This is a genomic window from Exilibacterium tricleocarpae (genome assembly GCF_007004655.1).
Classification (GTDB): Bacteria; Pseudomonadota; Gammaproteobacteria; order Pseudomonadales; family Cellvibrionaceae; genus Exilibacterium; species Exilibacterium tricleocarpae.
In genome coordinates this window covers 44,674-70,817 of sequence record NZ_ML660104.1, presented here as the reverse complement: position 1 = coordinate 70,817, position 26,144 = coordinate 44,674, and the positions used below count along the sequence as shown (strand labels likewise).

Sequence of the window (26,144 nt, the reverse complement as noted above, 5' to 3'; positions counted from 1 at the left end):
AGTGCCGCCGGCACCTGTCGGTTAATGAAGTAATGTCGGCGGTAACGCCGGCGCACCCGTCAAAAGTTGCACATGAACAACGGCGGCTGCGTGAATAAAAACGGCGCTGTGTTTTGTTGCCGGGTGTCCCAGCGAAGCTCTGGGGTTGAACTCTTCAGCAGAGTTTCTAACCAAACCTATCTGTTGAGCTTTCTCGATCTTGTCGAGGAAAAAACCGCTGACTTAACGGGCGGTGTTGCCGGCAGTGAAGCTCAACAACACGAAAATAATTTTTGCTAAAACCATTTGAGCCTCCTGTGGTTGAAAGAGTCGTTGAAAGTGTGGTTTAAAACATACTTAAAAAAATATGGCTAAAACCGCAGTAAAACCACGGTTAAAACTATAGTCGCAAAGTGATTTCCACAGAGCGGCGCGGACTATAGTCCGATTTATCCCTTAACGCAACCCCCAGCCCCAACCGCCACACCCATCTCGAGGACGCCCGGACAGATAGTACTTGACATCACAGCGTATTCTTTTAGAATTTTCAGGAATTCTTGAAAATTCAGAAAATTTATGAATCTGACCCCGATGATCCAATCGTTCGTACTGCACTTCGGTGAAATGGGCAGCCGCTGGGGCATTAACCGCACTGTCGGGCAAATCTACGCGCTGCTGGTACTGACGCAAAGACCGCTCAATGCCGACCAGATGGCCGCTGCGCTGGGGTTTTCCCGCTCCAATGTCAGCATGGGTCTGAAGGAACTGCAGTCCTGGCGCCTGATCCGCCTGCAGCATATTCCCGGCGACCGCAAGGAGTACTACTCCGCCCCGGAGGATATCTGGGAGATCGCCCGCACCCTGATCGAGGAGCGGCGCAAGCGGGAGATAGACCCAACCCTGTCGCTGCTGCGCGATGTACTGCTGGAATCCCCTGCCAACGAGGATGAACAGTATGCCCAGGCGCGCATGCAGGAAATGCACGATCTGATCGAACTGCTCACCAGTTGGAGCGCGGACATGCAAAACGTCAGTTCCGATAAGCTCTACACCCTGCTCAAACTCGGTTCCGGGGTCAGCAAAGTCATCGATATGAAAGACAAATTGATGGGAGGAAAAAAGGGCGCCAACGACCCCTGACACCCTTCCGGTGACAAACGGGCCAACCGCTGAATGCGGTGCGGGTTTCAGACCTATTTGCCACCGCCACGTCTCCAGGAGTAACCATGGACACTCTGTTACTTTCGCGCATCCAGTTTGGCGCCAATATCAGTTTCCACATACTATTTCCCACCATCACCATGGCACTGTGCTGGGTGCTGCTGTTTTTCAAAATCCGCTTCAATATGACCGGCGATCCCGCCTGGATGCGAGCCTATCGCTTCTGGGTCAGAGTGTTCGCCCTGAGCTTTGCGCTGGGTGTGGTGAGCGGTATCACCATGTCGTTTCAATTCGGCACCAACTGGCCCGGCTACATGGAAACTGTCGGTAATATCGCCGGGCCGCTGCTGGGCTATGAAGTGTTGACCGCCTTCTTCCTGGAAGCGACTTTCCTCGGCATTATGCTGTTTGGTGTCGGGCGGGTATCCAACCGCGTGCACACACTGGCGACCCTGCTGGTGGCTATAGGCACCAGTCTGTCGGCGTTTTGGATTCTGGCATTGAACTCGTGGATGCAAACACCCACCGGGTTCGAGATGCGCGACGGCGTCGCCTACCCGCTCGACTGGTGGGCGATTATCTTCAACCCGTCCCTGCCCTACCGGTTGACGCATATGCTACTGGCGTCGGGCCTGACCGCGGCTTTCCTGATCGCCGGTATCTCCGCCTACCGGCTGTTGCGAGGCGACCCGAAACCGGGCCCGCGGCTGGCTCTGAAAACCGCTATCTGGATGGCCGCGATACTGACCCCGGTGCAGATTCTGGTGGGGGATTTACACGGTCTCAATACATTCGAACACCAGCCGGCGAAAGTCGCCGCCATGGAGGGTGTCTGGGAAACCCAGACCGGCGCACCGCTGGTGCTCTTTGCTCTGCCCGACAGCGAAACCCGCAGCAATCGCTGGGCGGTGGAAATACCCAAGCTCGCCAGCCTTATCCTGACTCACGAATGGGACGGCGAGGTGCGCGGCCTGAATGAATTCGAGGGCCGGCACCCGCCGGTGGCGCCGGTGTTCTGGAGCTTTCGCATTATGGTGGGTATCGGCGTGCTGATGCTGGTGATGGCGTGGACGGCGCTGATCTTGATGCTGCGTCGCAAGACCTGGCCCGACTGGATGCTGAAAGGATTGGTGGCCACCACCTTCTCCGGCTGGATCGCCACCCTGGCCGGCTGGTATGTGTCGGAGATCGGCCGCCAGCCCTACCTGGTGCAAGACCTGCTGCTGACCGCCGATGCCGTGACCAGCGTCGCCCCCGCCAATGTCGCGGTGTCGCTGACGCTGTATCTCAGCCTCTACGGCGTATTGATCGTCGCCTATGTGCGCACTCTGTTTGTACTGGCCAACCGCGCGGTCAAACTGGACCAGGAGTTGCCGGAGACACCGGTATCCGATGCGGCGCTAAACCCCCAACCCGGTACCTGAGGAGGACTCCCCCATGCCGACCGGCCCCGACTATTGGCTGCCCCTGGTGTTCCTGGCCCTGATGGGACTGGCGTTTTTTCTCTACGCGGTTCTCGATGGCTACGACTTGGGCGTGGGCATGCTGCTGCCGCACAACGACGAAGAGCAACGCGACGTGATGATCGCCTCGATCGGTCCGTTCTGGGACGCCAACGAAACCTGGCTGGTGCTGGCCGTGGGTTTGTTGTTTATCGCTTTTCCCGCCGCCCACTCGACCATTTTGCAAAATCTGTATCTACCCGCGGCCCTGATGCTGGCGGGCCTGATACTGCGCGGCGTCGCCTTTGACTTTCGCGCCAAGGCGCCGGGCAATCACAAACGCGGTTGGGACTGGGCGTTCAACGCCGGTTCCATTATCGCCGCCACCACCCAGGGTTACATGCTCGGGCGTTATGTCCTGGGTTTTGCCGATACCTGGCAGGCCTACGCCTTTGCCGTATTGAGCGCCGTCTGCGTGGCCGCGGCCTACTGCTTTATCGGTGCCGCCTGGCTGGTGATGAAGACCGAGGGGGAGCTCCAGCACCGCGCCCGGCGCTGGGCCCGCTGCTGCGCCTGGTTGATGGCGCTGGGCATTGTGAGCGTTACCGCTGTGAACCTGTCGATCAGCGACCGCATCTGGGAGCGCTGGTTTGCCCTGCCGGAGGTGATCGTGTTGTTACCCATTCCCATTCTGTGCGGTTTTCTGTTTGTGGTGGTCGACCGTTACCTCAGCCACTTTCCCCACCACAACGAGTTCGGCTGCTGGATTCCGTTCGCCGCCGCGGTGACGATTTTTCTGTTGTGTTTTCAGGCGCTGGCTTATAGTTTTTCCCCCTATGTCGTGCCTGAGGTGATGACTGTTTGGGAAGCCGCCAGCGCCAGTGTTTCACTACAGTTTGTGCTCTACGGGGCGGTTATCGTGGTGCCGACGATTATTGCTTACACGGTGTTTTCCTATCGGGTGTTTTGGGGTAAGACTACGGATCTTAGGTATTACTGAAAATATTTTTACCCCGACCCCAAATACCATACCTGTTGCCCCGACGTTTTTTTGGTGCGATTCAGGGGAGTACCATCTGGCACGGGCCGCGCCGGTACAGGGTATAAGATCAAAGTCCCCGGACTGTATGCTGCCTGTTCCGGTTTTCTCGATACAAAGTAAAGTATGCAGGAGGTAAGGCCCGGCGGGGCAAACGATTCACAGTGCCTTCGTTAACCGGGAGTGGTCCCTCTCGAGGGGGACGCAACTAAAGTTACGTCCCCATATCGTGCCGCCGGCGGATCGGCCCACCGTGCTGTGAAGGGGTCGGGCCCGGTTCTTATTGAAATTTATGCAGCCGTCCGAGTAATATTGCCCACCGCTTTCAACTGTCGACCGGGCCCGCTACCCATGACCACACCGCTTAGCGAAAACTATCGGCACCGCTTCGGCGGCATCGCCCGCCTCTATGGGCAGACGGCCCTGGAGCAACTGCACCGAGCCCACTTCTGCGTCATCGGTATCGGCGGCGTGGGCTCCTGGGTCGCCGAATCCCTGGCCCGCACCGGTGTCGGCTCCCTGACCCTGATCGATCTCGACGATATCTGTATCACCAATACCAACCGCCAGTTGCACACCCTGCAAGAGACCATCGGCCGGCCGAAAACGACGGTCATGGGTGAGCGACTAAAAGCCATCAATCCCGAGATCAGGGTGTTTGAAATCGCAGATTTTCTCGGCAGAGACAACCTCGAAAAGCTGATCCTGCCCGAGCACCATCTTGTCATCGACGCCATAGACGCGGCCGCCGTCAAAGCGGCGCTGATCGCCTTCTGCCGGCGCCGCCGGCAGCAGATCGTCACCGTGGGCTCCGCCGGCGGCAAGCGCGATCCACGCCAAATCACCAGCGGTGATCTGAGCCGCACTACCACCGATCCGCTGCTGGCGAAAACCCGCAACTATCTGCGGCGCCTGTATAATTTCTCCCGCAACCCCAAGCGCTTTTTTTCCGTCGAGGCTGTCTACTCCACCGAACAGTTACTGTATCCGGACGCCGCCGGCGGCATCAGCCACGCCAAGCGTGCGCTGCAGGGTAGTGCCGGCCTCGACTGTGGCGGCGGCCTCGGCGCCGCCACCATGGTCACGGCCAGCTTCGGCTTCTGTGCGGCGGCGCGGGCGGTGGACCGATATCTGGCACGAGCCTAAATCCGTATCGAGTGGCCCGTTACAGATCAAACAGGCGGCAGCCGTTATCGGTGGTCAGGCGGGCGATATCGGCCAGGGGCTGGTCCCGCAGTTGCGCCAGTGTCCGGGCAATCAACGGCAGGCGCAGGGGCGTATTGGGCTGCCCCTGAAAACCGTGCAGCGGCATATCCGGCGCATCGGTCTCCAACAACAGGGCGGCGGCCGGCAACTGCGCCACCGCACGCCGGGTCTTGGCGGCGCGCGCATAGGTGATCGTGCCACCGACGCCGATACAAAATCCCAGAGACCAGTACTGTAACGCCAACTCCGGGCTGCCGCTGAAACCGTGAATCACACCACCGCGCTTGGGGCGATGGCGCCGCAATATCGCCAGCACCTCCTGATGTGTACCGCGCACATGCACGACCAACGGCAAGCGGTGCTCGCAGGCCAGACGCACCTGCACCTCGAAAACAATCTGTTGCAGCGCCAGGGGCGTTTCGATATGTCGATCCAGGCCGCATTCACCGACGGCGACACCACCGCCTTCCGCCAGCGCAGCCGCTATCTGGCAGGCGATCACGTCGGCGATACCAGCACCCGATGCTGTATCAATCGCGGGCACCTTCTCAGCGTCGCCGGCTTTCTTAACCCGGGAATCTTTCTCAATCCCGGTGCCTTGCCCCATCCCTGGACCTTTCTCGATTCCGGGGTCTCGCTCCGTCACCGGGCCTTTCCCAATCCCGGGGGCGTTTTCGATCCCGTGACCTTTCTCGGTCTCAGGAAATTTCCCAATCCCAGCCACTTTGTCAATCCACCAGGGGTGCAGACCGACGGCACACAGCAACCCGGGATAGCGCACCACTATCTCCCGCATCGCCGGCCATTGCGCCGGCGCCACGCCCGGAATCAACAGCCGGGTTATACCGGCCGCGGTGCAATCGCGCCACAGTTTATCCCTGGTGGACTCAAACACCTCAAAATCGAAGTGACAGTGACTGTCGAAAAATTCCATTTGCAGTGGCGGTGTGCGTCGTTTCGTCATCTTTAACTGATAACCTGATCCTGTGATCAACTACAATACGCTACTATAGTGAGGCGGCATCTGCCTCCGCGCGGAGGGCACCATGGTTCCAACCAGTCAGACGAATCCCCTGTGGTGGTGGTCGTATACATAGGCTAAGAACACTGGTCAAGAACACTCGTTAAGAACACTCGTTAAGACCAAGGGCTCAAGGCAAGAGTTTAAACCAAAACGGTAAATCAAACCCATCTGTCACCGGGAGACCCAGACTAAGACCATGATTCACCAAATTCCGCTTACCGCCGCCTGGCTGGCGGCATTGTTGATGTCGGCTTTGTTGAGCGGCAATACTTATGCTTTCGAAAAACTGGGGCACCGGTTGATCTGCGATATTGCCTGGCGGGAAATCAAAGCCACCACCCGCCAATCGGTAAGCGACCTGCTGCGCCAGTCCTCTCACCAAACCCTGGCCGACGGCTGCACCTGGGCCGACCGCATTCGCGACCGGCCGCAGTACGCGTTTTTAAAACCCCAACACTATATCAATCTCCCGCGCCACGCCACCGTATTGCCGCGCAAACGGTCCTGCGGCGACACCACCTGCATTACCGAAGCCATTGTGTATTACACCGCGGTGTTGCGCGGCGACCCCGTATCGGATCGGCGGTACCTGAATACACGGCCTCAGGCACTGTTGATGCTCGGCCATCTGGTGGGTGACATTCACCAGCCCCTGCACGTCTCTTACGCCGATGATCTGGGCGGCAACCGGGTACAGGTGAGTCTGCTGGGCACAGCTACCAATCTCCACCGACTCTGGGACCGGGACCTGATTGCCCGGCAGACGCCGAACTGGCGCAGCGCGGGCGCCGGGTTGTTCGCCACCATCAGCGCCCGCCAGCGGGTCGCCTGGGCGGACACGGACATCTATAACTGGGCCGACGAGTCCCTCACCCTGACCCGCGCCATCTACGCCGAACTGCCCGCAGACGGAAGGCTCGACGATACCTATTTCACCCGTCACAACCCGGTGGTGATACGACGTATAAAAATGGCCGGCATTCGACTGGCACGGTTACTGGACAGTGTTTTATAGCCCGGTAAGCATTTCAGTCGAATTCGCCGGCCACTTTTTTACGATACTGACTCGGCGTCATCCCTTCAAATTTCTTGAAGAAAGTGTTGAACGTCGCTTTGCTGTTAAATCCCACTGCCAACATAATCTCCAACAGGGTTTTATCGCGCTGCTGCGGATCGCGCAACAGCTGTTTGGTCTCCTCAATGCGATAGTGGTTGATAAACTCAAAGAAATTTTTATTGAAGTGGCGATTGATGACCATCGATAAGGTCCGCGCCGGCATGGCGGCCTGGGACGCCAGCTGCTCCAGGGTCAGGGCACTTTTCAGAAACGGTTTTTCGGTTTCCATAAAATGACTGAGCCGCTCCACCTGTTGCGGGTCGATGGCGCTTTTGCCGTGCCCGTCCTGGGCGCCTTTCTCGTCGATACCCTCGAACACCGCCGAGTAACTCAAACTGAAAAAAATCAGCGCGCTGACCAGAATAAACACCGTGTAGTTTTCAACCAAACCCATGATCCGAAAGTCGATACTGACGCCGAATTTGACCGACACGATAATGGCGATCGATACCAGCACCGCCCAAACCCGCAACAATAAAAAGCCGATAACGAGAATATTCAACCAGGAAAAATCGATCTTTTCGATATTCGAAAACCGGTGTTTCAACAACTGGCGGCCCCTGCGAATCTCCAGAAAACACAGCACGCCAAACGCCACCCGCAAAGCCTCACGGCAAAAGCCCACCACCAGGTTGAGGGTCGAGTGGGCGTCCTGCTGGCCGTAGTCCTCAGGCACCACGATTTTGCTCGCCGGCGCCGACCAATAATAGACGGCGAGTTCATAGACCAGGTACACAAAGAAAGGGATCAGGTAAACCAGGTCACCATAGCCAAGGCGGTAATCCCGGTAGAGCAGGGAGCGGGTATACCACAGCAGCAGCGGTCCCTCGAGCCAGTAGGCAAAGCCGAACAAGTAAGACAGCTTTGGTGACACGGCCGTCGCCCACTCGCGAAACGCAACGCCAAAGTTGATCAGGATATCCAGGGGAATCGCGGCATGGGTTAGCAAAAAACCCGCCAGCAGCAGGTTACTGAGGTGTTTGTCGCTTTTGATGGCCACCAGCAACAAGGCAAACAGGGTGCATTGGTAGGCGGTCATCAACAAGACGACATCGTGAACGTTAAACAGCAACAGGTCCATGGCAGACTCTTGAGGCCGGCATCTCCCCGATAACTCCACCGCCGTGTTTTTATCGGGGAATCAACATCGTCGCGACCAGCTTATAATAATTTGGAAACAAAGATACACTGCTCATAACAAAACTGCAAAACCCCCGGCGTCTAAGGGCTCGCGGGAAGTTCAACTTTCCGCATTGCTTGTACTCGAACGTTCAACTGCAAAAAACCCGCAAACTTTGACGACCTTTAGCGGTATTTGATTGACGCTGACACCTTGCGATGACCTACTTATCGATTAGCCAGGTCGATTAGCCAGGTCGATTAGCCAGGTCACCCATCTTTTCCAAGCACCTACATATAGATACTTATAAAGACTTAACCAGGGTAAGGAAGGAGAGATAAGCCGATGTCCAACACACAGAGAAAACATCTCGCTGCCGCCGTGGCAGCGGCCTGCGCCGGGCTCACCGCTACCGGTGCCATGTCCCAGTCCGCCGGCAACACCGATGCCGCCGCCGGCCTGCTCGAAGAAATCGTGGTAACCGTTGACCGCCGGGAGAAAAGTATCCAGGACTACGCCGGTACCGCCCAGGCGTTCAGCCAGGACGACCTCGCAGCCAACGGCGTGGGAGCGGAATTTACCAACCTCCAGTACGTGATCCCCGGCGCCGTCATCAGCAACCAGGAGGGCAATATCAACGTCACCGTGCGCGGTGTGGGATCGGCCGACAACACCGAGCTTATCGACGCCTCAGTGGCCAATCACTTCAACGGCGTCTACCTGCCGCGCGCCCGCGGCATCTCGGCCATGTTCTACGACATTGAGCGGGTCGAGGTAAACAAAGGCCCGCAGGGTACCACCCGCGGGCGCAACGCCGTCGGCGGCACCGTCAATATCGTTGCCCGCAAACCCTCACTGGAACAGGTGGAGGCGGCCATTGCGGCCGAAGCGGGCTCGGAGAACCTGACATCTTACGAGGCCATGGTCAATCTGCCGATAGGCGACAGCCTGGGACTGCGGGCGGCGATCTTCTCCAGAGAAAGCGACTCCTACTACAAAAACGCCGGCGCCGTGCCGAGCCTCGATCCCGCCGGCGAGCTGGACGAGTTCTCCGGCCGCCTGTCGGCGCTTTGGGCGCCCACCGATGCCCTTACCGTCTATGCGGTTTACGACCACACCACCGAGGGCGGCACCGGCTACCCGGGGCTGAATTACTTCGATGCGCTCAATGCCGGCTTCGATGTGGACGATCTGGACGACGACGCCCAGGAGGGCATCTTTCGCGGCTGGCAAGGGGAACTGGACTCTACCCATAAAGGCTTTATGGCCCAGGTAACCTACGATTTCGGCGGCTTCAGCCTGGAATACACCGGCAGTACCCGCGACCTGGATTTCGAACAGATCAACGCGTCCAACGACGGCGTGAATTTTCCCGGCCAGCTTGAAGCCATCGGTGACTTCGATAATTTCGGCGGCCAGTTCTGGCTGACCGAATCCGATGCCCAAATCCACGAGCTCCGCCTGGCATCGGCCGCCGAGGGCAGCATACAGTGGAGCACCGGGATTTTCTTTTTCGATGAGGAACAGAAAGCCGCGCTGCTTAGCACCTCCGACAACAGCTTCTGTTGCTACTCGGGCACCGAATTCGCGATGCCGGATGTGGACGGCGAGTCCACCGCCTATTACGGCGAAGTCACCTTTGCACTGGCCGACGACAAACGCCTTGCGGTGGGCTTGCGCCACACCCGCGAGGAAAAATCGCGCTTCGGCATCGGCGGCAACTACGGCTTCGCGGTCCTCGGCCAGGGCGGCTGGGGCGCCGGCAACGCCCTGACCACCCGCTGGGCGACACCGGGGTTCCAATATCACCCCTGGCGGCGCTCGAGCTTTACCGCCCCCACTGACGGCAACGACCTGGCGGGCGCCATACGGCTGCTGAACGAGGGTGTCACCTGGGGCACCAACGACGACCTCGACGACTATCTGGCCGGCAATTGCGTGGCGCCGGACCCGACCGACTGCCCGTTGGAAGACGTACAACCCAATGGCCAGACCATCATTCAACAGGAGGGCTCCTACAAGGACGACTTTAACGATTACCGCGTCGGCTTCGAGTGGGATATCGGCGACGCCCACCTGCTCTACCTGACCACCGCCACCGGGCACAAATCCGGCGGCTTCAACGATACGTTTATCGACGGCACCGGCACCGCCATCTCCAATGAGTTCGCGCCGGAGAAGCTGGTGATGTACGAAATCGGTTCAAAAAACCAGTTCGAGTCGCTGATCCTCAACGGTTCACTGTTCTTCTACGACTACGACGACTATGTGCTGACGCAGTTGGTCTCCATCGGCCAGCCGGCCGACCCGGACGACCCGCCTCCCACCTCGGCGCAACGGGTCAATGTGGGCACGGTAGAGATTACCGGGCTCGAAATTGAAACCACCTACGCCCTCAATAACTACTTCACCCTGGGCGGCAGCCTGTTGCTGCTGGATGCGGAGTTTGAAAGTGCCAGCATCACCGACTTCCGCCAGGGTTTCGGCGCCAATCCCAACGTTGACCTGAGCGGCAACAAAGTCCCGCTGACGTCAGAGCGAAACTTGAACCTGTTCGTCAGGGGCGAGTTCCCGCTGCCGAGCGGCCAGGTGGATTTCACCCTGTCGTCCACGACCCGCAGCGAGTACTTCCTATCGGCTTTTAACTCCCAGGGGTTTGACGCCGACGGCAATCCCGTGCCTTTGAGCGAGACGCCCAACAACGGCGCCGCCGATCAGGGTCTGGGGTTTTCCGATAAAGTCGACGGTTACACCCTGTTCAACCTCACCGCCGGTTACAGCAATGATGAACACAACTTCCGCGTCGAGGGTTACGTCAACAATATTACCGACGAGATTGTCTCCACCAAGGCGATTTTGCAGCCCAATCTCAATCTGCGTTTTATGAACAACCCCCGCACTGCCGGGGTACGGGTTAAATACACGTTTTAACCCGCACCCCGGCTCGGGCGGTACCCGATTCTGCACTCGGACTCTGCTCCAGTGCAGGAAAAAGGTACCGCCGTTTCTCCATCGTACTGAAGTGCGCCAACGCCTGTTACGGCCGGTAAGGCCGGCGCCAGCCATTAACTCTTGATCGGAATCGTTATGTCTAACAGACCCACCTCACTTTCATACACTTTGCGCGGCCTGGCGCTGGTCGCGCTAACGCTGCTGGCCGCTGGCTGCGAGCAGCCGCACCTTGAGCGCAGCACAACTGACAGCGCAGTCTGGCCGGTGCTGCGCCCGCCACTCGACCCGGACCCGGCGCTGGAAAAGCGGGTCGATACACTGCTGGCGCAAATGACGCTGGAGCAAAAAGTCGGGCAGATAATTCAGGCGGAAATCGGTTTTGTAACACCGGAAGATGTCAGGCGCTACCATCTCGGCTCGGTGTTGAACGGCGGCGGCACCTATGCCAACGGCAACCGCTACGCCAGCGTCGCGGAATGGGTGGCGCTGGCCGATGCGTTTTATCTGGCATCGATGGACACCGCCGGCGGCGGACTCGCCATTCCGATGCTATGGGGTACAGATGCGGTCCACGGACACAACAAGATCTTCGGCGCCACACTGTTTCCCCATAACATCGGCCTCGGTGCCGCCGGCGACCCGGCGCTGGTGCGCGACATCGCCCGCGTCACCGCCCGTGCGGTGCGCGCCACCGGTCTCGACTGGACCTTCGCACCCTCGCTGTCGGTGGTGCGCGACGACCGCTGGGGCCGCACTTACGAGGGCTACGCCGAGGACCCGCAACTGGTCGAGCGCCTGGCCGGCGCCGCGGTAGCCGGTTTCCAGGGTGCGCTCGACAGCCCGTCGTTTCTCGACCCTACCCGGGTGCTCGCCACCGCCAAGCACTACCTGGGAGACGGCGGTACCGAAAACGGTATCGACCGCGGCGACACCACCGTCACCGAGGCGGTGCTGCGGGACATACACGCCCCCGGTTACTTCGCCGCGCTGGACGCCGGTGTGCAAACGGTCATGGCGTCTCACAGCAGTTGGCAGGGTGAGCGGATGCATGGGCATAAATACCTGCTCACCGATGTCTTGAAGCAACAACTGGGTTTCGACGGTTTTGTGATCGGCGACTGGAACTCCCACGGCCTGGTCCCCGGCTGCAGTAACGCCAGTTGTCCCCAGGCGATCAACGCCGGTGTCGATATGATCATGGTGATCGAAGACTGGCGCGAGTTCTGGTACAACACACTGGCGCAGGTCAAACGCGGCGATATTTCCCAAGCCCGCCTCGACGATGCCGTGCGGCGCATTCTGCGGGTAAAATTTCGCGCCGGTTTGTTCGATCGGGGCAAACCCTCGACCCGGGTACTGGCTAACGACGCCGGCATTGTCGGCGCGGCCGCACACCGGGCACTGGCGCGGCGGGCGGTCAGGCAGTCGCTGGTGCTGCTGAAAAACAAAAACGGGCTGCTGCCACTGCGGCCGCAGGCGCGGGTGCTGGTGGCCGGCGACGGCGCCGACAATATCGGCAAGCAGGCCGGCGGCTGGTCCATATCCTGGCAGGGCGATGACAACCGCAATGCGGATTTCCCCGGCGCCACCTCAATTTACACCGGTATCCGCGCGGCGGTAACCGCTGCCGGCGGCAGCGTGGAGTTCAATGTCGACGGCGCCTACCGCCAGCGGCCGGATGTCGCCATCGTCGTCTACGGTGAAAATCCCTATGCCGAGTGGCAGGGTGATTTGCAGTCCCCGGCTTACCAGCCCTATTCACACCGCGACGCCCGGCTGCTGGAAAAACTGCAAAGCGATGGTATTCCGGTGGTTTCAATTTTTATTTCCGGCCGGCCGCTGTGGGTGAATCGCGCGCTGAACGCTTCCGATGCTTTTGTCGCCGCCTGGCTGCCGGGCACCGAGGGCGCCGGCATTGCCGATGTTATTTTCACGGATGCCGGTGGCGAGGTGCAGCACGACTTTACCGGCCGATTGTCTTTCTCCTGGCCGCGACTGGCCTCCCAGGTACGCCTGAACCGGGGCGACGCCGACTACGAACCGCTGTTTCCCTACGGCTATGGCCTCGGTGTCAATGACGAGGATCGCCTGGCAGACAAGCTGCCGATCACTGATGACTTTCCGATCGCACGGGCCGCCGGGTCGACCCTGCCACTGTTTAGCGGTCGTCCGGCAGCGCCCTGGATGTTTGGCCTGAGTGACGGGCGCGAACAAAAAAACCTGACCGGCGCCAGCGGCGGCATCGATGGCGGCGCCATCGCTGAGGCGGACAAGGATACTCAGGGTGACGCCCGGGATTTTATCTGGCACGGTCGCGGCAGGACGACAATTTCGTTGCATGCGGGCCATGAACGTCCGGACTTATCTAACTTTCTGGCCAGTCAGGCGGCCCTGCAGCTCGATATTCGACTGGATCGGGCGCCCAGTGAGGCGGTGTTCGCGGCAGTGCGCTGCGGCGGCCAGTGCGGCGGCGATCTCGATATCACCGCGCCGCTGGCGGCCCTGCCGGCGGGGCAGTGGCGTCGCCTGTCGATAGATTTGCAGTGTTTTGCGCAGCGGGGCGCGGATTTTTCCAGGGTCAATGCCCCGTTTGCGATCAGCACTGCCGGCGCGCTTAAGCTGCGTGTCGCCAACATCAAACTCACACCCGACGCGGCGTCGGCCGCCGATATTCGCTGTCCGGGTTAGGCTGCGCTACTGTAGGCGGTGCGGCTGCAACTGCACCGTCCGGACTTGATGCCCCACCATGTCGACACTACCGAAATAGCGCTCATCGCCGGTGGAGGTGAACTCAAACAGATAGGCGCGCGCCAGGCACAGACGGCCCCGGGCGTTGCGGGCCAGGCCGACTTTGCGCAGCGCCACACTGCCGTCCAGCCACTGCACCTCCATTTCGTCACAGTGACGCTTGGCGGCGCGCAGGGCGATTTCCCGCACACCCTGGGCGCGCCAAAGGGCAGCGGCCGCAAGAACAACAACGCTGAGAAAAAGCAGGTCAGTGAGATCAAACATTGGGGTCGCTGGGCTGATTTCTATTAAGTCGGTTAAAAAGCGCTATGGTAAACGCTATTACTGCGTCGATCCATTTTATTTGTGGGGAATAGTCGATTGTCAGATCAGGCTAGACGGATGCCGGCCGTGCAACCAGGCGAGATCAAACATCCTTATCGTGAAGTTTCGATAAGCCCTGGCAGTTAACATGTCTCGGAGGAGGCATTCTATAGAGTTTAGCGTTCTAAAGATTTTATGTGCCACTCCACGGCCCGGCGGGGCGACAGGCAAGCTTACGGCCGGGCTCAGAGCGCTACCGGGTCTCTGCCGGGCCGGCGCTGCGGCACAATGTCAGCATCATTATACAGCCAAATTCGAGAGCAAGCTTCACGCACCAGTCGCAGCGTCCTTGGTGAGTTCGAGTTTTATTTTTTTAACTTTCGTAAAACGCTCAACCACATTATGCTTCTTGATCAGCGCATTCAACTGGTAGATAGAAATCAACACAGCATGCATGGGAATCAGATAACCCGTTTTATTCAGCTCCGATAGCTGCTCGTTTTGCAGTGACTGCAGCTTATCCTCGTCCAGGGTATGGAGACCTTTCAACGTCTGCACACTACCATCTTCATAGTGAACCTGAATATCAATTGACTTGAACAAGTTCAGCTCTTCAAGCTTCTGCATAAACTGGTAGGTCTGGATATCATTTTTGATATCCGCTTCCAGCAACACCGTTACTCTGCTGAGATATAGGGAAGCTTTACCTCTATCGTCAAACAGCGCTTCGCCCTGCTGTTCAGAAAATGCCTGGCTTGTCGCATCGATACCGACGGTGTAACCGTTTTTGTCTTTTGGTGAACGCATCAAAAAGAGCGGATAAGTCTGTATCCCTGTCGGCTGGTAAGTCGCCGTCCACTTATCATTTTCCACAAAAAGGTTAACGCCTTGTTCGAAACTCGTGACGGCTGACAACGCCCAGTCCCCGGTGCGCGTGTTTTTCGTAAAAAATACCGGAAAGCTGCTGACCGCCTTACCGATTTCGGCAACCCTCAGATTCATAACATGCTGCCGGGCTGCAAATGCCACCGCACAGTTGTCGACAACCTTCAACTTGCCGTGTTTACCGCTCGTAAGTTCAACCAACTCCGCCATGCTTGCCTTCTGTTTTATTATCGACCGTTTTACTTGTTGGCAGTGGCCAGCCACTGCTCTATATATTCCCTGTGCGGGGGTAGCGTTTGTAACATTTGCTCCGTCAGTTGTCTATTGCGTTGAATAATCTTCTCCGCTTCCTGCTGGCGGCGGTACAAATAGGTCTGGCGAGTGAAGTCAGGTTTGAAACCCATGCCGTAAATAACATACTGGTAACTGGCCGCGGGAAACAGCTCCACAGCGCTGTCGAAGTCTTCCCTGGTGGGCCCGCGGTGGGCCCACAACGCCAAGTCCTCGCGCAGGCTTTCCGGTATCGTCTCCTCGCGGCGGTGAGCCCGCCAGTAGGGCTCAGGTCTCTGGCTCAACATATAGTGCAACTTGAGAAAATCGATGATACGCCGCCACCGATACTCCATCTGGGCGTTGAATCGCTTGGCGGTAATTGGCATTACGCCGTTATCCGGCGGCAGGTTTTCGGCGATATAACGGGCCGATATTTCCACCAGCATAATGGCCGTCGCCTCCAGTGGCTCGACAAACCCTGCTGCCAAGCCGACCGCGACACAATTTTTCTTCCAGTACTGAGCCCGATGCCCGGAGCTGAATCGGATTTTTCTGGCGTTCAGCCCCTCTGCGGCAGCACCCAGGTACCGGCGTAAATCGCTCTCCGCCTCGTCATCACTGATATAGTCACTGGAATAGACATAGCCAACACCGCGGCGATGCGTCAAACCGATATCCCATATCCAACCCGCGCGTTGTCCTGTCGCTATGGTGTTACAGGCCAGCGGACTGTCATCCGTTGCGTAGGGGACCTGCATGGCCAGCGCCGTATCGTTGAATAGTACGTCGTCGGTATTCACAAAGGGTACCGCCAGCTTGTCACCCAACAACAAAGAAGCAAAACCGGTGCAATCGACATACAGATCAGCCGTCAGCGCACCTCGCCCGGCAAGTACTACAGAGCCTATGCCTCCATCTGCCGCCAGCTTCACCTCTTGCACTGTATCGACTATATGCTCGACACCCAAATTGGCCTTGCAATGCCGCTTGAGAAGATCGGCAAAGGCACCGGCATCCAGGTGGTAGGCATAGTTACAAGGACCTTTGAACTCCGACTCGGCCATGGTCCTCGGCGCGAGACCGGCTTCACAGACATGGTGCTGAAAGTTGGCGTCCGGCGCATAGTTGGCAATATCCTCGATATAGGGGGCCAGGTCGAGACGCCCATAACCGAGCGGTACGGTGAAAGGGTGATAGTAAAAATCACCATTGCCATGCACCCAATCGACAAATTTGCCCCCCTGTTTAAACGCGGCATGACAACTGTTGAAGAACTCACTTTCCTTGATGCCGATCTGTTGCATGGTGTTTTTCAGGGTGGGCCAGGTCCCCTCACCGACACCGATCGTGGGAATGTCCGAGGATTCCACCAGGGTGACCTGCAACCCGCCGGGCTGTTTGCTCTGGTGGTGGGCGGCCACAATCGCGGCAGTCAGCCAACCGGCAGTGCCGCCGCCGACGATGACAATTTTTTCTACGGGATCAGGCATGGCTTTAAACCGTCCAGGCTAGGGATCAGGCATGCAATATTCTATATAAAATAAAGGCTCGCGAAAATAACGCGAGCCTTTATTAGCCGCAGAGGTATGTTTCCGGTGCCCCGGAGGCCTGATAGCCGCCCCGCAATTGCCCGCTACTGCGGCAACACCGGATAACGCCTAGAAAAATTTACCCCGGATACCGATCGCATAACGGGAACCGTTGTCTTCAATATTGTAGATCTGGTTCTTGAAGCGACCGGTTTGCACCAGTTCTTCCTCGGTCACATTGATACCCTCGAAGAAGAGGGTGAGGTTATCGGTGATATCGTAACTGCCGCTGATGTCCCACTGGCCGAATTCTTCGGTATTGACCGGCTCGCCGGTGGTACCGCCCGAGTTCCTGTTGGTGTTGTCGACAAAACGCAGGAAGTCGTCGCGGTTGTTGTAAGCGACACGCACCTGCCAGTTGTCAGCTTCGTAGAACAAGATCAGGTTTTGCGAGTCACCCAGCCCCTCCAGCGCAAAAGTCTCGGTGGTATCGGCGCCCAGGCTGACATTACTGTCGACGAAGGTGGCATTGGCCGCGATACCAAAACCGTTATCAAAGACATGGGTGAGTGCTATTTCCCAGCCATCAATATCCGCCGATTCGCTGTTTTGCGGTCGGTTGACTCTGTACACTTCCTCCGCACCATTCAACTCGTCGGTGATAGCCACCAAATCCACACCGGGCCGATCCGGGTCAAGCTCATTCGCAGGATCGCAGAGGTCTTGCAGGGGTGTATCGGGATCATTATCCAAATCGCCAAATGCGAAACCTAAAGCGCACCTGAAGTCCGGACCCATGCGGTCGGTCATTGCGTAGGTTTCCAGCGCCGAAACACTAGTGATAAAATCATCCACTTCTTTCTCGAAATAAGCGACAGAAAACACACTGGCGTCGTTGTAGTACCACTCGAAGGACAAGTCCCAGTTGTCCGATGTAAACGGATTGAGGTTTGAGTTACCCCCCTGGGCGGTCAGGTTCTGGCGCCGCGGTTCATTGAAGGTCGTGGCCGGCGACAACTCCGACATGGTCGGGCGGGTCATCGAGCTGTAAGCGGCAAACCGCACCACCATATCATCACGAACGTCCAGCTTGGCGCTGAGGGTGGGTAGAAAATCGGAATAGTCGCCGCCGTCGGAGATATTGACCGGTTGCCCAAAACGGTTGGCAAACAGGGTCAGGTCCGTGGTGGGCACCACATCGGAAATAAACGCCTGCACCGCCGCCACATCGATATCGGTTTGCGCATAACGACCGCCGACGTTGACGGTCAGCGGCATGCCGCGGACCTCGAAATCCATTACCAGGTCGGCGTACACACTGGTGATATCTTCGTTGATAGTATAGCGGTTGTTCTGCAGCACCGGCTCGATGGGAAAGCCCTCATCCTCCAGAAACTGGACATAGGCATCGCCGTCATAGGTGTAGAAGGTATCGATCAGGCCGCCGAAGAAGTTCTCGGCCCGAAACGGCCGGAAATTCAGGATATCGTTGGGCGCTGGCGTATTGTAACCGCAAAACTGGCATTGACTGGCGAAGATCTGAAAACTGGATTTCTCCCGCTCCTGCCGGTAGATACCGAAACTGGCCTGGCGGAACGTCTCGTGATCGAACTGGTATTCGAAGTCGGCTTTATACTCCGTTATTTCATCCTCATCCGAAAATCGGTTGCCTTTTTCGTTGTAGTGCAGGCGGGACAGGCTGGGATCGGGAAGCTGGCCGTTCTCAAAACCATCGTGCCTTACCGTCGGCGTACCGCCAGTGCCGTCGAAACTGTAGCTGTTAATGATACCCACTACATTAAAGCGATCGCGCCCGGCTCTGTCGTTCTCCGCGGTGGAGGTGGAGGCATCAAAGTTGGCTTTCAATTGATCGTTAATATGCCACTCTACATTGAGACCAAAGCCGTCGTTGCTGACATCGCGGGAAAAACGCGTATGGGAGACAAAGTCAGTTGCCGGATCACCACTGCTGACACTCAAGCCCACTTCCTGGGTAAAACTCAGCAAAGTACCGGTGGCCGGATCGATGGTCGCCTCGCCGACCCGGTCGGGCTCAAACCAGGAGGCCAGGTCCGTTACCTGCGAATCCACTTCAAACTTGGAAATAAAACCATCGAGGGTAATCGTCACATCATCGGAGGGTGCGAATTGAAATACCAGGCTGGCATTATCCCTGGTGCGCTCCTGCTGATCGACAATCTGGTCCCAGTTACGGGGAATGTAGGCATTGGTAAACAAGACCTCTGTCGTATCGGGGTCGTTGTCGCCGGCATTGTTGGAAATGGTTTGCCCCGGGCGCCAGCCGGCGGTTTCGATGCGATTGATCTGAACGTCGCGCTCCTGGCGGCTGTAGGCCAGTAAAACCCCGACGGTATCGTCGGCAAAGGTGTTGCTGACCAGAAACGAACCGGAAGGCGAGGTCTCTTCGGACAGTGTCTCATACATACCTTTGAAAGAGCCGACCAGTTGCAGGCCGGGGTTATCAAAAGGCTTGGCCGTTGAAATATTGATGGTTGCGCCGATAGCGCCTTCCTGTAACTCCGCCCTGGTGCTCTTGTAGACATCGGCGCCGGTAATCAGGTCCGCCGCCAGGACGTCAAAGTTGAACTCGCGGCCGAAGCTGTCGGTGGCGAGTTGACGACCGTTCACCAGCACGGTGTTAAATTGCGGACCCAGGCCGCGCACGGTCACCGCCTGCCCCTCGCCGCCACTGCGGTCGATGGACACCCCCGTCACCCGCTGCAGGGATTCCGCCACGTTGAGATCGGGAAACTTGCCGATGTCTTCCGCCGAGATCGAATCGACGACGCCGTCGGCATCGCGTTTGATATCCATGGCACGGGTCAGGCTGCCGCGAATACCGGTAACCATGACCTCCTCGATGACCCCATCCTGAGCCTGTGCCACGCCCGCCAGGCCGGCTAATGCCACCGCCCCGGCAACTGCCGCCGCCAGCGTGTCTCTTTTCCACAAATGGGTACTCTTCGGGTCCAGTAACATAGCTATTCTCTCTATCTTTATTATGGATATATCTAGTAGCTCTTTTCGCAACCCTGCTTATGTATAAGATATATATTAGTATATATCATACAAATAATATAATTTTGGTCATAGCAACTGTCAACCGTAAAGAGGTTCTGGGCGCAATTTATTTTTGGTTCAGACGCACCGGGCGGCAGTGATTCCACAATCGCAAACACGGTGAAACCTTGAGTCCGACGCTAAGCTTTTTACTGTTTTCGGTGATATCGGACCCGGGCTGTTACCGGGCAATCAGACTACGCAATGCCCCGCCTTATGCTGGGGCTATTATTTTATTTTTTAGTATAGACGCTCTGCCGGGAAGGGCGCGTTAATTCGGAAGGGAGTGCTCTCCGGGAGGCACGAGGTGGCGATAAGCGGGATCTACATCGGGTGGCTGCATCAAGTTATAGTCGAGGCATGTCAGCCCCCTTTTGCATCGAGCTGTACCGCATCAGCGTTATCAGATTTCCAAACCAGCTCTGCGCGCTTGCCGTAAACTGCGCGATTGACGCCGAGTGCCGTCAAAATACAGAAACCCAGGGTAAAGAACATCATGTGGATATAGTGCAGCGGCATCCACACGAAAGAGAAAAACGCGTACAGACCAACACCGGAAATCACGGCAATAATAGCGGCGCGCGCATCGACATTGCGAAACACCAGACCGACCACGAAGGTGGACAGAATCGGCATGCTCAGCAGGCCGTTCAGTTGTTGCACCAGGTTGATGATACTGTCTGCTCCGTCGTAGACCGGCACCAGCAGCAGTGCGACCAGCACAAACAGACCGGTGATATAACCGCTCAGCTTCGGCACATTGGGGTTGGGGCTGATATATTTCTCGTGAATATCGCAAACATAAAGCGCAGCCGACGAATTCAAAAAGCTGTTGAAACTGGTCAGCACGGCCGCCGCCACCGCGGCGGCAAAAGCGCCGGACATCCAGGTCGGCATCAGGTCGCCGACAACACGCCCGTAAGCGGCGTCACCAATATCCCCGTAAAGTTTGTAGGAGACGATACCCGGCAGCACGATAATGGCAGGCACAATCAACAGGCGGATGGCGGCGGCGGCAAATACGCCCTTTTGCGCTTCGCGCAGGGTGGGCGCGGCCATGGCCCTCTGGGTGATATTCTGGTTGGTGCTCCAGTAAAACGCCTGGATGAAAATCATGCCGGTCAATAAGGTATGCCAGGGGATCGGCGACTCATTGTCGCCGATCATGGTCAGGCGCTCGGCGGGAATACCGCTGAAGTCGTAGTCTATCGCCGCCAGCGCCAGCAGCACCACCACAATCCCCATACCCAGTAACAGCACGCCGCTAAACGTATCGGAAATGGCCACGGCGCGCAGTCCGCCCAACACCGCATAGGCGGCGCCGACGATGGCGAAAACGGCGGACAGGATAATGATCGGCGTATCTATGCCAAACATCGACTGCATAAACAGCGAGCCGGTATAGAGCATGATGGGGAGATAGATAAAGACATTGCCGAGCAGGAACAAAACGGAGATGGTCGCGCGGATATGTTTGTCTTTATAGCGTTTTTCCAGCAGCTCGGTGGTGGTGGTGCAGTTGTATTTGTAGTAAACCGGCAGAAACACCTTGGCCAGAATAATCAGCCCCACCACCGCGGCGAACTCCCACCAGGCCAGCAGCGCCATCTGGTTGCCGTTCATGCCGACCAGTTGATCGGTGCTGAGGTTGGTGAGCGTGATGGAGCCGGCGACAAAAATCCAGCTCAGTCCGCCGCCGGCGAGAAAGTATTCCTTATTGGAGTCCGAGGAGTGTCTGGCGCCGCGACACTTCCAATAGGTAACAAAGCCGATAAGCGCTGTGATAAAAGCGAAGACGCCAACCTGAACCGCTTGCAAATCCATTATCTCTCCCCGACTTTCCGCAGGCTCGGCCGCGCGCGACCTGTAGCGGGAAACGCCACTCCAGCCATCTTATTTTCATCGTCGCCTTTAATGTAGCCGGTTTTCAGCCCGGTCGGCGTTTTGGATTGCTGAGCAGTTATTATGTCTGATTTATCATATTATTCAGCCACTTTTTACCACATTTCCAGGCCGGGAGTCAAAGCACAGTGACCGGCCGGGCTTGCCGATAGGCGCAGGGCCGGACCTTTATAGCTTTGATTGGCACGGTGTGGATTCGAGTCCCGCCTCCGATAGCAAGGTATGGGATCGGAGCAGAATAGTACTTGCTTCGGGCGCTTGCTTTTGGTGGGAGTGGTACCCAAGAGGATTTGCGCCAATTTATCGATCCCTGCCCCAGTCGTATCGGTCTTGATTAAGAATACTGTGGGTAGGTCTGCCTCTGGAGAGGGCTTTCAGAAACTCTCGACAGCAGGGATGCTGTCGGGAAGTCCCCAAGGACGGGTTCATCGAGGGGACGCCTAGTCCGTGTTTCTGAAAGCCCTCTCCAGAGGCAGACCTATCAATTGGCACGCTCCGCTTAAGAAGCACCCCCACCAAAAGTAGGCGCCCGAAGCGAAAGCAGGCACCTGAAGCGAGTGCCGCTGGGGACAGCACCTTCACGCGAACCGCCCAGGACCGCACCGTCCCAAACCAGGCTTTCTGTGACTGAGTCTGCCAATATCGCAGCTTTCGGGAACGGACCCGCTAGGGCCCGGTTTTTTCCGATTCGCCTTTCCCGGTTTTACCGCTCTCGGACTGCACCTTCTGAATCAATTCCATCGCTTCACTGATCAACGCGCAGGAAGCTGCCCGGGCCCGTTCGGGGTCTCGCGCCAGAATGCCGTCGAGTACCTTGCGATGGTCTGCCACACTGGCGACAGCCACCCCTTTAAATTGATTGGTCAAACGGATGCTGATCCGCAACGCCGTATCGATAAGGTCCTGCAGGCGAGCGTAAAACCGATTGCCGCTGGCCTCCAGCACTGCAACATGAAAGGCGATATCCGCCAACAGCGGATCGTCGTCGCCCACCTCGGCCGCCTCCATCCGCTCGATGGCGCGCTGAATCTGCGCCACTTGCGCCTCACTGCCGCGCTCGGCCGCAAGGGCCGCAGCCTGGGGTTCAATGGCCAGGCGCACCTCGGTAAATTCCGCCAGCAGGTTCAGGGAAAACTTGCGCTCCAACAGCCAGCGCAACACATCCGGGTCGAGGAGATTCCAGCTCTGCTCGGGCTCCACCCAGGTGCCCTGGCGCGGGCGCGCGTTGAGCAGGCCCTTGGAGGTCAGCATCTTCACCGCTTCGCGCAAAATGCTGCGGCTGACCTGATAATGCTTGCAGAGTTCGGCTTCGATAGGAAAAGGGTTGCCGGCGCTGTAGGTGCCACACACAATGGCCAGCCCCAGGTCTTGAACGATGGTTTGGGTCAAACTGCGGTTACTTTCTACCATGAAATAGTCAACTCGTCGTCGCGGTCAAGTCGAAGCCACTGTCGTCGCCCGTGGAAACTGGCGCAACTTTTTATATTCCCTAGCCCACTAGCCCTGCAAAGGGTAAGGAGTATGACGGATTCCCTATCAGAATCATAGGCATAGAACAAGAAGCTAGATTTTTCTAGAACTCTGCGCCGGCACCAAACACCGCTTGGATACTACTGTACAATAACCGGCTGGCGATGATTATATTAATCAGCTATATATGACAATTCAACGCGGCGGCAGCGGCACGACTAAGAATGCACAGGCGCCCCCGAGGTACGAGAATCACACTATGTGGTATTCAACCTACACCGACCTGCAGGACAACACCGTTTTCATTACCGGTGGCGATGCCGGTATCGGCGCCGCCTGTGTAGATGCCTTCACCCGCCAGGGCGCCAGAGTCGCATTTGTATCCATCGCCGACCAAGCGGCGCAGCAACTTTGCGAGACTGTCGAAACGCGCACCGGCGCCAAACCCCTGTTCATTCACTGCGATATCCGTGACGTCGACTGCCTGCAGGCGGCGGTGGCCCGCGCCGAGGCGGAACTCGGGCCACTCGGTGTGCTGATCAACAACGCCGCTCGGGACGACCGTCACTCGCTGGCGGATTTTAAACCCGAGCAGTGGGACGATTCCCTCAACACCAATCTGCGCCCTCACTTCTTTACCGCCCAGGCGGCACTGCCGGGTATGAAGCGGCGCGGCGGCGGCAGCATTATCAATGTCGGCTCCAATGCCTCGGTACTCGGCCTGGCCGGTTACTCTTCCTATGTCACCGCCAAGGCCGGCATCGTCGGCCTGACCAAAGCCCTGGCGCGGGAGTTGGGACCGGACAATGTCCGGGTCAACGCGCTGGTGCCGGGCTGGGTTATGACCGAGCGCCAGAAACGCCTCTGGGCGACACCCGCGGCGGTGCAGGAGTGCCTGCGGCAACAGAGCCTGAAAACCACTATTTCAGCGGAGGATGTCGCCCAGTCCGCCTTGTTTCTGGCCTCCCGGGCGTCGGCCATGATTACCGGGCACGCGCTGATCATCGACGGTGGCCGCGCATGAAGTCGACCGCCCCCGCGCTGATCGCGGTGGATTGGGGTTCAAGTGCTTTTCGCGCCTATCTGCTCGACCACCATCAGCGGGTACTCGACAGTGTCACCAGCAACGCCGGTGTATCACAACATGCGCGCCGCCACGCCGAGGTGCTGCAACAGCACTGCGGACCCTGGTTGGCCGCCACGCCCCATATCCCCGTTTACATGAGCGGCGTGATCGGCAGTCGCAGCGGCTGGCAGGAGGTCCCTTATATTCCCTGCCCGGCCCGCCTGGCGGACGTCAAGCGCCTGCTGACCCGGGCCACCGGCCAACAGGGCACCCAGGCCGGTGAATCGGATATTCGCATTGTGCCCGGCATCAGCGGCTACAGTCCCTCCGGCGCGCCGGATGTTATGCGCGGCGAAGAGGTGCAGACATTTGGCGCCCTTGACCACTTGGGAACCGGCAGCGGCCTGGTGTGCCTGCCCGGCACCCACAGCAAATGGGTGCAGGTCGACAGCGACCGCCTGACCAGCTTTGCCACCTTTATGACCGGCGAACTCTATGGCCTGCTCAGGAAAGAGGGCGCTATCAACGTCATTATCCAGAACGACACCGATGACCCGGAAGCTTTTCTGGCCGGTGTTAGCGCCGGGGAATCCGCCGGCGGTCTGCTGCACCAGATTTTTTCCATCCGCGCCCGCCACCTGACCGGCCAGTTGCCCGGTGCTGCGGTGTCGCCGTATCTATCGGGCCTGCTGATCGGCAACGAACTGACTGCCGCCCTTACCCTGTACCCCGATCCGGATGCCGTGATCGTTGTGGGCAGCGATATCCTGACCCGACACTACACCACCGCACTTGATCACCTGGGCATTACCACGCAGGTGGTGGCTGCCGATCAGGCGTTCCTGCGCGGCATCGCGCTGGTGACCGCTGCGGACTGCGGGCAAGGGCAATAAATCACCTGTCGCCAACGGCGCCCGCTCCAAGCGCTTACTTCTGCTGAAGTCACCTACTTTCGCCCAGGGCGCGTACTTTCGCTTCGGATACCGACTTTCGCCTCGGGCGCCTACTTTCGCCTAGGGCGCCTACTTTTGGTGGTGGTGGTGGTGATGGTGGTGGCGGTACTCGAGCGCTCCACTCACACGGGAGTCGCGGCCGGTTCTTTTCAAAGCCAAGCAGATTGGTTACCCTGCGGCAACCACCACAGCCACCGGCAAAGCGCCGTGCGGCGGTATCTCTGCGGACAAGAACGCCTATGACAATAGATCTGACTCTCTACGAAACACGGGTAATCGGCGCTCTGCTGGAAAAGGAAAGTACCACCCCCGACCAATACCCACTTTCCCTCAACGGCCTGGTAAGTGCCTGCAATCAAAAAAGCAATCGCGAGCCGGTGCTCGAACTCGATGAATCCACCGTGCAGCAAACCGTAGACGAATTGGTGAAAAAGCACCTGGTCACCGAGGTGTCGGGCTTTGGCAGCCGGGTGACCAAACTACAGCACCGGTTTTGCAACACCGAGTTCAGCGAACTGCAGTTCACCCCGCAGGAGCGGGGAATTGTCTGTGTGCTGTTGCTGCGAGGACCGCAAACGCCGGGAGAGCTGCGCACCCGCACCAACCGCTTGTGTCGCTTCGCCGATGTGCAGGAAGTGGAAGCGACATTACAGGGCTTAATGGACCGCAGTGGCGGTGCGCTGGTGGCAAAACTGCCGCGCGAGCCCGGCAGGCGGGAATCGCGTTACGCTCATCTTTTCAGCGGTGAGATCGAGGCGACCCCTGCCGCTCCACCCGAGCAGTCGCCATCCAGCGAGACGGCGCAGCGGCTGGAACTGCTGGAGCAGCGACTGGCATCCATGCAGACACAGATAGATGGACTGAGGGAAGACCTGGATCAGTTACTGTCCTAGA

At 58.1% G+C, this 26,144-nt stretch carries 19 protein-coding genes; 11 read left to right on the top strand and 8 right to left on the bottom strand.

All coding sequences use genetic code 11. The features are described from left to right. The first annotated feature begins 72 nt into the window (after window positions 1-72). The 5 genes from FKG94_RS22445 (at window position 73) to tcdA (ending at window position 4,767) form a co-directional block, all read left to right on the top strand. Entirely contained in the window at window positions 73-279 is a 207-nt protein-coding gene (locus FKG94_RS22445; RefSeq protein WP_142929192.1) for a hypothetical protein, read from the top strand. 276 nt (window positions 280-555) lie between these two features. Continuing rightward, window positions 556-1,119, top strand: coding sequence for a GbsR/MarR family transcriptional regulator (locus tag FKG94_RS22440; protein ID WP_142929191.1), 564 nt, complete (start codon window positions 556-558; stop codon window positions 1,117-1,119). An 86-nt stretch (window positions 1,120-1,205) separates the two neighbouring features. After that, window positions 1,206-2,564 carry a cytochrome ubiquinol oxidase subunit I gene (locus FKG94_RS22435; RefSeq protein WP_142929190.1) on the top strand — a complete coding sequence of 453 codons (1,359 nt, stop codon included), beginning with the start codon at window positions 1,206-1,208 and terminating at the stop codon, window positions 2,562-2,564. A gap of 13 nt (window positions 2,565-2,577) precedes the next feature. After that, window positions 2,578-3,582 (top strand): cytochrome d ubiquinol oxidase subunit II, encoded by a 1,005-nt coding sequence (gene cydB / locus FKG94_RS22430; RefSeq protein ID WP_142929189.1) that lies wholly within the window; start codon window positions 2,578-2,580, stop codon window positions 3,580-3,582. 390 nt (window positions 3,583-3,972) lie between these two features. Continuing rightward, window positions 3,973-4,767 carry a tRNA cyclic N6-threonylcarbamoyladenosine(37) synthase TcdA gene (tcdA, locus tag FKG94_RS22425; RefSeq protein WP_142929188.1) on the top strand — a complete coding sequence of 265 codons (795 nt, stop codon included), beginning with the start codon at window positions 3,973-3,975 and terminating at the stop codon, window positions 4,765-4,767. 19 nt (window positions 4,768-4,786) lie between these two features. Here tcdA and FKG94_RS22420 read toward each other — a convergent pair whose 3' ends face one another. Continuing rightward, entirely contained in the window at window positions 4,787-5,791 is a 1,005-nt protein-coding gene (locus tag FKG94_RS22420; protein WP_142929187.1) for a TatD family hydrolase, read from the bottom strand. A 256-nt stretch (window positions 5,792-6,047) separates the two neighbouring features. Between FKG94_RS22420 and FKG94_RS22415 the strand changes: the two genes are divergently transcribed. Continuing rightward, on the top strand, window positions 6,048-6,866 hold the full coding sequence (locus FKG94_RS22415) for a S1/P1 nuclease (RefSeq protein WP_142929186.1): 819 nt from the start codon (window positions 6,048-6,050) through the stop codon (window positions 6,864-6,866). 13 nt (window positions 6,867-6,879) lie between these two features. Here the strand turns inward: FKG94_RS22415 and FKG94_RS22410 are convergent, their stop codons facing one another. Further along, window positions 6,880-8,049, bottom strand: a complete 1,170-nt coding sequence (locus FKG94_RS22410) for a helix-turn-helix domain-containing protein (protein WP_218943615.1) — start codon at window positions 8,047-8,049, stop codon at window positions 6,880-6,882. A 384-nt stretch (window positions 8,050-8,433) separates the two neighbouring features. On the opposite strand from FKG94_RS22410, the gene FKG94_RS22405 reads away from it, so the two are divergent. Together FKG94_RS22405 and FKG94_RS22400 are read left to right on the top strand one after the other, a co-directional pair. Continuing rightward, window positions 8,434-11,019, top strand: a complete 2,586-nt coding sequence (locus FKG94_RS22405) for a TonB-dependent receptor (protein WP_142929185.1) — start codon at window positions 8,434-8,436, stop codon at window positions 11,017-11,019. Between the two features lie 156 nt (window positions 11,020-11,175). Beyond that, entirely contained in the window at window positions 11,176-13,728 is a 2,553-nt protein-coding gene (locus FKG94_RS22400) for a glycoside hydrolase family 3 protein (RefSeq protein WP_142929184.1), read from the top strand. 6 nt (window positions 13,729-13,734) lie between these two features. On the opposite strand, the gene FKG94_RS22395 is transcribed toward FKG94_RS22400, so the two are convergent. From FKG94_RS22395 to FKG94_RS22370, 6 genes are all read right to left on the bottom strand, one after another. After that, on the bottom strand, window positions 13,735-14,052 hold the full coding sequence (locus tag FKG94_RS22395) for a DUF3301 domain-containing protein (protein WP_142929183.1): 318 nt from the start codon (window positions 14,050-14,052) through the stop codon (window positions 13,735-13,737). 366 nt (window positions 14,053-14,418) lie between these two features. Beyond that, complete coding sequence (locus tag FKG94_RS22390; RefSeq protein WP_142929182.1) at window positions 14,419-15,186, bottom strand: SapC family protein; 768 nt, start codon at window positions 15,184-15,186, stop codon at window positions 14,419-14,421. 29 nt (window positions 15,187-15,215) lie between these two features. Further along, entirely contained in the window at window positions 15,216-16,739 is a 1,524-nt protein-coding gene (locus FKG94_RS22385; RefSeq protein WP_142929181.1) for a tryptophan halogenase family protein, read from the bottom strand. Between the two features lie 168 nt (window positions 16,740-16,907). Next, window positions 16,908-19,778 (bottom strand): TonB-dependent receptor, encoded by a 2,871-nt coding sequence (locus FKG94_RS22380; RefSeq protein WP_142929180.1) that lies wholly within the window; start codon window positions 19,776-19,778, stop codon window positions 16,908-16,910. A 444-nt stretch (window positions 19,779-20,222) separates the two neighbouring features. Continuing rightward, window positions 20,223-21,683: an SLC5 family protein gene (locus FKG94_RS22375; RefSeq protein ID WP_142929179.1), complete on the bottom strand. Its 1,461-nt coding sequence runs from the start codon at window positions 21,681-21,683 to the stop codon at window positions 20,223-20,225. 744 nt (window positions 21,684-22,427) lie between these two features. Further along, complete coding sequence (locus tag FKG94_RS22370) at window positions 22,428-23,171, bottom strand: FadR/GntR family transcriptional regulator (RefSeq protein WP_142929178.1); 744 nt, start codon at window positions 23,169-23,171, stop codon at window positions 22,428-22,430. Between the two features lie 319 nt (window positions 23,172-23,490). Here FKG94_RS22370 and FKG94_RS22365 point away from each other — a divergent pair, with 319 nt between their 5' ends. The 3 genes from FKG94_RS22365 (at window position 23,491) to FKG94_RS22355 (ending at window position 26,143) form a co-directional block, all read left to right on the top strand. Further along, complete coding sequence (locus FKG94_RS22365; protein ID WP_142929177.1) at window positions 23,491-24,255, top strand: SDR family NAD(P)-dependent oxidoreductase; 765 nt, start codon at window positions 23,491-23,493, stop codon at window positions 24,253-24,255. Further along, complete coding sequence (locus FKG94_RS22360) at window positions 24,252-25,190, top strand: 2-dehydro-3-deoxygalactonokinase (RefSeq protein ID WP_142929176.1); 939 nt, start codon at window positions 24,252-24,254, stop codon at window positions 25,188-25,190. The genes FKG94_RS22365 and FKG94_RS22360 overlap by 4 nt, the downstream gene beginning before the upstream one ends. 299 nt (window positions 25,191-25,489) lie before the next feature. Next, a complete protein-coding gene (locus FKG94_RS22355; protein WP_142929175.1) occupies window positions 25,490-26,143 on the top strand; it encodes a YceH family protein in 654 nt (217 codons plus the stop codon). Window position 26,144 lies beyond the last annotated feature (1 nt).